At 58.5% G+C, this 8,426-nt stretch carries 11 protein-coding genes; 8 read left to right on the top strand and 3 right to left on the bottom strand.

What is annotated here, in order from left to right; genetic code table 11:
* Positions 1-97: 97 nt before the first annotated feature.
* Positions 98-463 (bottom strand): response regulator, encoded by a 366-nt coding sequence (locus ACVWXZ_RS13950; protein WP_011432017.1) that lies wholly within the window; start codon positions 461-463, stop codon positions 98-100.
* A 276-nt stretch (positions 464-739) separates the two neighbouring features.
* The gene (locus tag ACVWXZ_RS13945) at positions 740-1,687 is read right to left on the bottom strand and encodes an NAD(P)H-dependent glycerol-3-phosphate dehydrogenase (protein WP_457482655.1); all 948 of its coding nucleotides are present in this window, start codon (positions 1,685-1,687) and stop codon (positions 740-742) included.
* A gap of 142 nt (positions 1,688-1,829) precedes the next feature.
* Here ACVWXZ_RS13945 and ACVWXZ_RS13940 point away from each other — a divergent pair, with 142 nt between their 5' ends.
* Together ACVWXZ_RS13940 and gcvH are read left to right on the top strand one after the other, a co-directional pair.
* Positions 1,830-2,735: an alpha/beta fold hydrolase gene (locus ACVWXZ_RS13940; protein WP_414331097.1), complete on the top strand. Its 906-nt coding sequence runs from the start codon at positions 1,830-1,832 to the stop codon at positions 2,733-2,735.
* Between the two features lie 82 nt (positions 2,736-2,817).
* The gene (gene gcvH / locus ACVWXZ_RS13935; RefSeq protein WP_011432013.1) at positions 2,818-3,207 is read left to right on the top strand and encodes a glycine cleavage system protein GcvH; all 390 of its coding nucleotides are present in this window, start codon (positions 2,818-2,820) and stop codon (positions 3,205-3,207) included.
* A 21-nt stretch (positions 3,208-3,228) separates the two neighbouring features.
* On the opposite strand, the gene ACVWXZ_RS13930 is transcribed toward gcvH, so the two are convergent.
* Positions 3,229-4,140, bottom strand: coding sequence for a diguanylate cyclase (locus ACVWXZ_RS13930; RefSeq protein WP_457482654.1), 912 nt, complete (start codon positions 4,138-4,140; stop codon positions 3,229-3,231).
* A 431-nt stretch (positions 4,141-4,571) separates the two neighbouring features.
* Here ACVWXZ_RS13930 and ACVWXZ_RS13925 point away from each other — a divergent pair, with 431 nt between their 5' ends.
* The 6 genes from ACVWXZ_RS13925 (at position 4,572) to ACVWXZ_RS13900 (ending at position 8,144) form a co-directional block, all read left to right on the top strand.
* Positions 4,572-5,003 carry a DUF3119 family protein gene (locus ACVWXZ_RS13925; protein ID WP_457440052.1) on the top strand — a complete coding sequence of 144 codons (432 nt, stop codon included), beginning with the start codon at positions 4,572-4,574 and terminating at the stop codon, positions 5,001-5,003.
* Entirely contained in the window at positions 5,000-5,800 is an 801-nt protein-coding gene (gene pgeF / locus ACVWXZ_RS13920; protein WP_457440054.1) for a peptidoglycan editing factor PgeF, read from the top strand. Before ACVWXZ_RS13925 ends, pgeF begins: the two co-directional genes overlap by 4 nt.
* Positions 5,801-5,903: 103 nt before the next feature.
* Entirely contained in the window at positions 5,904-6,245 is a 342-nt protein-coding gene (locus ACVWXZ_RS13915) for a hypothetical protein (protein ID WP_414374986.1), read from the top strand.
* A gap of 53 nt (positions 6,246-6,298) precedes the next feature.
* On the top strand, positions 6,299-6,727 hold the full coding sequence (locus tag ACVWXZ_RS13910) for a DUF6464 family protein (protein ID WP_369791761.1): 429 nt from the start codon (positions 6,299-6,301) through the stop codon (positions 6,725-6,727).
* A complete protein-coding gene (gene pyrF / locus ACVWXZ_RS13905) occupies positions 6,724-7,431 on the top strand; it encodes an orotidine-5'-phosphate decarboxylase (RefSeq protein ID WP_414374982.1) in 708 nt (235 codons plus the stop codon). The genes ACVWXZ_RS13910 and pyrF overlap by 4 nt, the downstream gene beginning before the upstream one ends.
* Positions 7,432-7,562: 131 nt before the next feature.
* Entirely contained in the window at positions 7,563-8,144 is a 582-nt protein-coding gene (locus tag ACVWXZ_RS13900) for a hypothetical protein (protein WP_457482656.1), read from the top strand.
* Positions 8,145-8,426: the final 282 nt, after the last annotated feature.

The following is an 8,426-nucleotide window of genomic DNA, read 5'->3' as shown; positions in this document are numbered from 1 at the left end:
CACATGGCCGACACTGCGTTTTTAAAGGGCGTCGGCTACGGTCGGCGCTATCCTTCCCCGCCCTGAAGGACGGGGCTTGCCGCGCCTTTTGGTCAACTCAAGACAATTGGGCAGCAACGGCTTTCAGCAGGCGTTTCTGGTCAACGGGCTTCGTCAGATAGGCATCGGAGCCAAAACATAGCCCCTGTTCAATCTCTTCGGGAGAGATTTTCGAGGAGAGAAAGACGAAGGGGATGTGAGCTGTAGACTGATCCCATCTCAGGGCATCCAGCACCCCATAGCCGTTCAGCTTGGGCATCACCACATCGCACAACACCAAGTCGGGCATCAGGGTGCGCACCATCTGCAAGCCCTCTTCTCCATCGGTGGCCGCCACCGTGTCGTACCCCGCTCGTTGCAACACCTTCTGCAGATAGGTGCGAATAGAGGGTTCGTCTTCAATCACCAGGATGCGTTTGGACATAACTTTGTAAAAAATTAAACAAAGACCTGGCCCAACCTGTCGGGCCTACTGTCCGCCTTCCCGGAGCCAGAGAGATCCGAGTTGATGCAAGAACAAGTCGAAGAACTACAGCTGCAGCATAGGGAAACTCTGGAAAAAAAAACTCCGCCAAATCGCTCATTCTGGGATCTCCCTGCTCTGCAAAAATCCTGATAGAGTGCGGAACAACTTTCCTCATCCGCAGATTTGCGGTTATGCCAGAAACCCCCCTCCTCCTTTGGGAGAAGTGAAGGCAGCCTATTCCGAAGTCAGTTGACGTTCCATCAGGCGGGTGAGGGCGGCGGTGGGGGTGGTCTGCCCTTGCAACAACAGATGCACTTCCTGGGTGATGGGCACCTGAATGCCGTGCTGGGCAGCGATCTCGACCACGACGGGAGCGGTGTAAACCCCTTCGGCGGTGCCCTCGATCTCCGCCAAAATCTGCGACAAGGGTTGGCCCTGGCCTAGCCCGTAGCCCACTCGGTAGTTGCGGCTCAAGCGGCTGTGGCAGGTGGCCAGCAGATCCCCCAACCCCGACAGGCCATTGAAGGTTTCTGCCCGTGCCCCCAGCTTAGATCCCACCCGGATCATCTCTGCCAGGCCGCGGGTAACCAGAGCCGCACGAGCATTGGCCCCCAGTTGCAAGCCATCACACACGCCAACAGCGATGGCGATAACATTTTTCAGGGTGCCGCCTAGCTCCACTCCCAGCGGATCGCTGCTGGTATAGAGGCGGAACCGCTCCGAGGAAAGGGCATACTGCACCTGCACAGCGGCCCAGGGATCCCGGCTGGCCACCACTGCCGCTGCCGGCAAGCCTTGGCGGATCTCCGCCGAAAGATTAGGCCCCGAAAGCACCACCAGGGGCTGCTCCGGGAAGGTGGCCCCCCAAATTTGGGTAGGGGTCAGAAGCTGCAGTGGATCCAACCCTTTGGTGGCCGAGACCAAAATTGCCTGCAGTGGGATCCCCACCTGGCGCACTGCTTCCACCACAGGGCGTACCCCCGCCATAGAGACGGCTGAGATGAGGATTTGGGATCCCTGGAGCACTTCTGCCAAATCCAGGCCCTTGCGGCGATCCCAAACCCGCACCCGGTGCCCTTGCCCCTGAGCCAGCATCGCCAGGGTACTTCCCCAAGCCCCGGCTCCCAAAATGGCAACGCTTTGCGGGGATGTTGGGCTTTGGCCTTCTGCGCTAGTGTTCATCTAATCTGTTCACCCGCAGACTTTCTCTTAAGCTTTCTTCGTAGGATGCCTCTCAAAAAGCCTGCGCCGGCAAAGGGAAGACCGGCGACAAAGGTTAGTATGGGTGGATACCAAATCATGGGTTAGCTCGAGAGCAGACGACATGGCAGAAGCAGGGATCCCCCGCCTTCCTCCTGAGGTAGCCGCCAAAATGGGAACCTGGCAGCACGGGTATGCCCTTACCAATGGCATTCAACTGCACTACGTCACCCAAGGGGAAGGGGAGCTGGCGATCTTGTTGCACGGTTTCCCGGAGTTTTGGTACTCCTGGCGGCATCAGATTCCGGTGTTGGCGCAGCGGTTTCGCGTGGTGGCACCCGACATGCGCGGCTACAACGATTCCGACAAACCGGATCACGGCTATGACCTGGATACCCTTACCGAGGATATCCGCGGCTTGCTGAGCCACTTTGGGGCTCAGAGGGCGGTGGTCGTAGCCCACGATTGGGGGGGAGCCATTGCCTGGCACTGGGCGCAATTTTTCCCTGAGGAGATTCGCAAGCTGGCCGTCCTCAATTCTCCCCATCCGGCCTGCTTTCGCCGGGAATTCTTGAGCAACTTGGATCAACTGCGCCGCAGTTGGTACCTGTTCTTTTTTCAATTGCCTTGGCTGCCAGAGTGGGTGCTGCAGTGGGATTTGGGAGATTGGGTGCGCCGCATTTTCCAGGAAACCTCGGTGCGCAAAAGCGCCTTCACCCGCCACGACCTCAAGCTCTACCAAGAGGCCCTCTCCAAACCCAAGGTTCTCACCTCTGCCCTCAACTACTACCGCCAGCTTTTTAACCTGCCCACTTTGCAGAACCTGTTTTTGCAGCCCATGCGGCAAATCCTCGCCCCTACCCTGCTGATTTGGGGAGAAGAAGACTTTGCCCTCAGCCGCGAGCTAACTGAGGGGATGGATCCCTTTTTCCCCAACGGCCTGCGCAAGGAGTACATCCCCGAATGCGGCCATTGGGCGCAGCAGGAAGCGCCGCAAACCGTAAATCGGCTGCTGATGGAGTTTCTCTAGCGGGCCGGGCTTGGGATCCGCCCTTTACCATCTCCGAGAGTTCACCCTAGAATAATCCACTGAATTCTACGGGAGAACCGGCATGGCCCTGGAGTATCCATCCCATCTGCGCTACGTGGACACCCACGAGTACATCCATGTTGAGGATGATATTGCGGTGATTGGGATCACAGCTTATGCCGTCGATCAACTGGGGGATATCGTTTTCGTGGGCTTGCCCGAAGAAGGGACAGAGATTGAAAAAGGGGAAAGCTTTGGCTCGGTGGAATCGGTCAAGGCCGTTGAAGATCTCTATGCCCCTCTTTCTGGAGAGGTGGTGGCCGTGAATACAGCGGTGGTGGAGAGCCCCGAAAGCCTTGCCGACGATCCCTATGGCGATGGCTGGCTGATCAAGGTGCGCATTGCCAACCCCGAAGATCTCGAGGACACCATGAGTGCCGAAGCCTATGCCAGCTTGGTAGAGGGATCCTGAACCCCAACAGGTGGCCTCGAGCTACAGCAAAGTCTCTCGGTTACCCCCCTCAGCTTTGGCTTGGTAGAGGGCCTTGTCGGCAGCAGCCAGCAGACTTTGTGGGTCAGTTCCCTCTCCCAGCTCCAGCAGAGAGGTGATGCCCACACTGCAGCTTAGGGAGATGGTCTCCGCTTCCACCTGCACCGACAGGGACTGGACGGCCTGCCGCAAGCGTTCTGCCAGCCCCAAGATTTGCGGGTTCGGGATCCCGCGCACCAGCAGGGCAAACTCATCGCCCCCCAAGCGGGCCACCAGATCGTCTTGGCGAACGTGAGCTTGCAATCGCCGCGCCACCTGGATTAAGGTTTGATCCCCAGCCCAGTGCCCCCAGCGGTCGTTGATTTGCTTAAACCCATCCAAATCCAGATAGAGCACGTGGAGGGGAATGCGATGGCGAAGGGCAAAGGGGATCTCCAGCTCCAGTTGCTCCAGGAAAAAACGTCGGTTATGCAAGCCGGTCAGCGGGTCGTGGAGGGCGGCAGTGGCCATTTGCAAAAAGAAGGCTTCTTCTGCCGCGTTGTAGTAGGCAAACTTGAGGGTGCTGGCCCCCACTTGAATGTAATCTCCATCCTTCAGGAGAACGCGGCTGACGCGCTCGCCGTTGACATAAGTGCCGTTGAGGCTCTCCAGGTCGGTGAGGACATAACCTTCATCTTCTCTCTCCAGCCGACAGTGCTGCCGGGAGACGGCGTGATCCAAGAGCTGAATGTCCGCGCGGTGGCTGCGCCCCAAAACTCCACCCCTCGCCAAGGGAAACGTCATGCCCACATTGGCGCCGCTGAGCACCGTTAGAAAGGCCGCAGTTGCCTCAGGCTGGGGTCTGCGCTCGTAAAACTCCAAGGGGATCTGAGTGGTTGGCTCCTCTGGCAACTGAGAGAGAGGGTCGAGAGGCATGGAGAGGCCCAACGAATTGTGCGGGTTAGCAGTAAGCACTCGTTATATCCGTATTATGCCGGTTTTCCCAAGGGCGCATTTGGGTAGATGGGGGTCGTCTTGCCGGTTCTGATCTGTAAACTTGCGGAACTCTGGAGTTTATCGTATACCATCGCACGCGGTGAGGCCCTCAGTTGAGAGCTACGCGAGGATTCCATCCCGCCTGCGCGGTTGTATCGGCCAGCTGTGGGAAGAAGCTCAATGGCAAACCCCAATTTCCCCAGGATCCCAAGTATTTTTCGGGATAACTCAAAAAACGGGTTCGGTTTGCCCCTCGTTCCCTGATTTCGAGAAGAGGCTCTCTCCTCTATGTCCTACAGATCCTCTGACTTCTGAAGAGTTGCCGAGGCGGCCTAGAATGGGTCTGGGATCCCTGAGAGGAGGAGTGGGGCATGATTAGACCCAATTCTGCCCATCTATTGACCCCGGATTTTCGCCTCAGCCTGTCGGTGTTGGCTTTGGCGGTGCCGCTGTTCTGGCTTTCGTTTTGGGCGGGGCTAGGGGTGGGCCTGTTTGGCCTGTTTTTGGTGGTGCAGACCTCTCTGATCGGGCTGGCCTTTACCAGAACGGCGCTGCAGGTCTACAGCGGCTCCAGGCGCATCCGCGAGTTCCCCTACAGCGAGTGGCAGGATTGGCAAATTTTCTGGCCGCCGCTGCCGGTGTTGTTCTTTTTTCGAGAAACCCGGAGCATTCATTTTTTGCCGATGCTGTTTAACCCTGCCGAGCTAAAGATGTGTTTGGAAGAGCGGGTGGGCCATCTCCGCGCCCAACATCGGTCTCAAGGATCCCCGCCCACTGCTGGCCTGGGTAGCTCTCGCCAATGAGTGGCTCCGCCTTGTGGGTTTGGCAGCAGGCAGGGAGATGGCGCTGGCTGGAGTGTCAGCTTTTGGCGGAGTGGCCTCATGCTTTTGGCTCTCGCCAAGGTCATCCCCATCCCCCATCTCAGTTGGCCGCTCGGCTGCAACTGCCCCCTGAACAGGCCGCGTGGGGCCATCAGGTGCATGGCTGCAACTGGGTTTGGGCAGATGGGATCACGGAAACCCTTGGACAGAAGGGAGAGCAGGACTGCTCTGTTGGTCAAGGGATCCCTACCCGCTCTCAGGCAGATGCGGTCATTGCCCGCCGCCAAGGAGATTCTGCCTGGGTCTGCACCGCTGACTGTGTGCCGATTTTGGTGGCCAGTCGAGAATGGGTGGCGGCCATTCACGCCGGGTGGAGAGGCACTGCTGCGGGGATCTTGTCCAAGGTGCTGCAGGAGTTTTTACAGGCGGGGATCCCTGCTGCTGGGATCCGCGTGGCCATCGGGCCCTCTATTTCGGGGTCAGTCTATCAGGTGTCAGAGGAGGTGGCGGAGCAGGTGCTGCAAAGCCTACCCCCAGGGCTGGATGCCCGCGCCGCTCTCTTGCCCGATCCTCTGCCTGGCAAGGTTCGCCTGGATCTGCGCTGGGTCAACGGTGCCCAAGCCCAAGCCCAAGGGATCCCCCCTGAACACATTGCCGTCAGCCCCCATTGCACCCTCAGCCAACCCCAAGATTTCTTTTCCTACCGCCGCGATGGATCCCTGAAGGATGAGCAGGGCCGTCATTGCGTGCAGTGGTCGGGAATCGGCCTGCGGTCGTAGGAAGACTTAGCCCGGCTCTGCCCAGAGGAACCGGAGGCAGTGGCTATAATTGCGCTCAAGATAGGGCTCTTAAAATAAACTAATCCTAGCCGGCGAGGATCCCATGTTTCGCAGCGTTACCTTTTGTGGATTGTCTTGGATGGCTTTGTCCCTGGCGCTTGCTTTGCCTGAAGGGGTTAATGCTCAAACCTCTCTAACCGGCATCAACCGTGACAGCGTACTGCAACTGAACCTTGGGTCGGGACGCAGCCTCCCTCGGGTACCTGTGGGCGGTTCAGGTTCTGAGGAGGGCCGGGATCCTGCTGCTCCTTCGGCACAAATGTGGGCAGAGTGGCATATTCGCGCCAATGTCTGTACCGGAAACCTATCCACAGAAGAGTTGGCGGAGCTGTTTCCATTGGTGAATCAAGCTCTAGTGGATGCCGTTTGCCGGGGAGGAAGTTAAAGGTTGCCCAGGCTGGCGGTAAGGTGAAGAAGGAACCTCTAGGTCGCTGCTGCATGGATTTTGAGAAACTTTTGGAGGAATGGGTTGCAGCCTTTGCCCAAGTGGCCGAAGAAAGTTTGGCCTCTTTGGAGACTGCCCTGATGGAGCTGGCAGAGCACTTGGCTGTGCCTTTACAGGAAACCCTTAGGCAGTGGGAAGCCCTCTGGAATCTGGAGGAGGAAGTGGAGCTGGAGCCTGAGCCAGAACCCTTTGAGGAAACCCTCAACCCTTCTGGCGAATCTTTCACCACCAGTCGTTTCTTCGTCAGCCCGATAGGATTTGGGGGTGTGGTTGTTTACACTTACGTGGCTTCGCCGCCAGAATACATCGGGGATCCCACCTGCCGCTACAATGCCCATTCTCCAGAGTTGCGCTGTGCCGTCAACCCCTGCGGCCCCTGTGAGGGCTGTCCCCACTACGAGCCTCGGAATGAGCCCCGATGAAGGGTGACCGCCTGATTGTTGCGCTGGATACCTCTTCTCAAGAGCAGGCTTTGAAGTGGGTGGACTCTTTGCCGCAGGTGCTGTGGTGGAAGGTGGGCCTGGAGTTGTTCACTGCTGCGGGTTTTTCCGTTCTGCAGGCTCTCAAGGAAAGGGGCAAGCGCATTTTTCTGGATTTGAAGCTGCACGACATTCCCCACACCGTGGGGAGGGCTACGGAGGTGGCCGTCGGCTATGGAGTGGATCTGCTCACCGTCCATGCTGCCGGCGGCAGTGCCATGTTGCGGGCAGCCGTGGCAGCTGCCCAGGGCAGTCCTTGTCGGCTATTGGCGGTTACCCTCTTAACCAGCATCAGCCCCCCGCAGGTGCGACAGGAACTGGGCATCGAGATGGATCCCGCCGACTATGTGTTGCATTTGGCCCGGCTGGCTCAAGCCCAAGGCTTTACTGGACTGGTTTGCTCTCCTCAGGAGGTCTCGCGGCTGCGCCAAGCTTTGGGGCCGGAGGTTTTGCTGGTTACTCCCGGGATCCGTCTGGGCCAAGCCAAGGCGGGGGATGGAGAGGAGGATCAACAGCGCATCTGCACGCCCGACGAAGCTCTGCGGGCAGGAGCCGATTATCTGGTGGTGGGCCGCCCCATCACCGCTTCTCCCGATCCCGTGGCCGCCTTGCGGCGCTTCCAAGCCTCATGGGATGCTGCCGGGTGAGGGTGTGGGGAGATGCCCGATGTTATTGGGGTAGTTCTGTAATGCAACGACGCCGTAGGCTTGTGCAGTGGATCCCTGAAAAAAGGCCGGCTGGATCCGGCAGGAGATGTTGGCTAGGAGTCGGTTTGTCGGTGGTTTTGGGCCTGGTCAGCACTCCTGGGCGCGTTAGGGGTGCGGAGCATTTCGTTCCGGCAAGAGGGGAAACTTGCCTGGCTGCTCCTCAGGTTTGGGCTGAGGCTCTAACGGAGCAGTTGCCTTTGTTTCTCAATCTGGCCTTGAGCCGCTCCCGCTCTGAGTTTCAGGTTGTGCTGGTGGGGAAGCCGGAGGTTGAAATGCTCTCTCCAAGGTCTCCGGCCCGCTTACGCCAACAGGAGCTGGCTCAGGTTTTGCCGGACACCGCAACTGCTTCTCCAGAAGCTTTTCGGCTGTATTTCACCACGCTGGAGCGCCGCTTGGTCTTGCCCCAACACCCCCAAAAGGAGGGCAACTCCTTGGCCGGTCGGCGCAGCGAAACCCTGCAACTGGCCTACGAGGCTTATGTTCTGCGGGCTGCTCCTGGGGATCCCTGGCGGTTGGTGCGTCTGCAGGTAACCGGATCGGGGATCCCCATTCGCGATGTAACGAATGGACTCACTGCCCAGGCCATCCGCCGCTGGCAACAGTCGGGTTGCCCCTTGACGGGCGATCTAGAGTTGACTAGACCTTCTCTCTAGCGGCGCGGAGCGCTTTGCGTCAGCATGAGTGCGGGAGTATGTCACGCGGGGAGATTCTCTTTTGGAAGTAACGAAGGGGCACTTTTTCTCCCCAACCGGCCAAGAGTAGAGGGCGTTGGATGTTCTGCTGCCGGTCGAGGGCCCACCCCGTGTAGGGATAGTGTTCTGCACTGCTCATGCGAACAGGCTAGGTTGTGTTGATCTTTCATTTGAGCCAAAAGAGAGCACTGACGAGATAGAGAAAACTCAAGAAGTTCCTGGCCAATTTGTCAAAACGAGAAA

Source organism: Thermostichus sp. MS-CIW-38, from assembly GCF_054058415.1.
The sequence above is the reverse complement of the archived record's forward strand: the minus strand, read 5'-3'. Positions and strand labels throughout refer to the sequence as shown.

What these genes read in the sequence shown, in the direction of transcription:
- gcvH (WP_011432013.1), top strand. Translation starts at nt 2,818, where the DNA reads ATGGCCCTGGAGTATCCATCCCATCTGCGCTACGTGGACACCCACGAG.
- ACVWXZ_RS13950 (WP_011432017.1), bottom strand. Translation starts at nt 463, where the DNA reads ATGTCCAAACGCATCCTGGTGATTGAAGACGAACCCTCTATTCGCACC.
- ACVWXZ_RS13915 (WP_414374986.1), top strand. Translation starts at nt 5,904, where the DNA reads ATGTTTCGCAGCGTTACCTTTTGTGGATTGTCTTGGATGGCTTTGTCC.
- pgeF (WP_457440054.1), top strand. Translation starts at nt 5,000, where the DNA reads ATGAGTGGCTCCGCCTTGTGGGTTTGGCAGCAGGCAGGGAGATGGCGC.
- ACVWXZ_RS13945 (WP_457482655.1), bottom strand. Translation starts at nt 1,687, where the DNA reads ATGAACACTAGCGCAGAAGGCCAAAGCCCAACATCCCCGCAAAGCGTT.
- pyrF (WP_414374982.1), top strand. Translation starts at nt 6,724, where the DNA reads ATGAAGGGTGACCGCCTGATTGTTGCGCTGGATACCTCTTCTCAAGAG.
- ACVWXZ_RS13940 (WP_414331097.1), top strand. Translation starts at nt 1,830, where the DNA reads ATGGCAGAAGCAGGGATCCCCCGCCTTCCTCCTGAGGTAGCCGCCAAA.
- ACVWXZ_RS13930 (WP_457482654.1), bottom strand. Translation starts at nt 4,140, where the DNA reads ATGCCTCTCGACCCTCTCTCTCAGTTGCCAGAGGAGCCAACCACTCAG.
- ACVWXZ_RS13925 (WP_457440052.1), top strand. Translation starts at nt 4,572, where the DNA reads ATGATTAGACCCAATTCTGCCCATCTATTGACCCCGGATTTTCGCCTC.
- ACVWXZ_RS13910 (WP_369791761.1), top strand. Translation starts at nt 6,299, where the DNA reads ATGGATTTTGAGAAACTTTTGGAGGAATGGGTTGCAGCCTTTGCCCAA.